Genomic DNA, 241 nt, shown 5'->3' on the forward strand with positions numbered 1-241 from the left:
CAACTATTTGCGCCGCCCGATACTGCCCGCATTGCGCAAGCGCTGGCCAAGGGCCGATCACAACCTAGCGCTGGCTGCCCAGCACTGCCAAGAGGCCGACCTGCGTTTGCAGGAGTTGGCTCAGCTCGACCTGAGCACTCTGGCTGAGCGGCAAGAGCCAATGGGCGTATAGGTGGCGCTAGAGCCACTGCTCGGCCTTAGCGAATCGCGCCGGCGAAACTTGCTGCGCCATTGGTTGCGC

The 241-nt window shown here is 63.5% G+C and carries 1 protein-coding gene; it reads left to right on the forward strand.

The window, feature by feature from the left end:
* Nucleotides 1-172 precede the first annotated feature (172 nt).
* On the forward strand, nucleotides 173-241 hold a 69-nt coding region (locus Q4563_RS23855), incomplete at its 3' end, for a TilS substrate-binding domain-containing protein (RefSeq protein ID WP_442903862.1).

It is taken from the genome of Gilvimarinus sp. 1_MG-2023 (assembly GCF_030548285.1).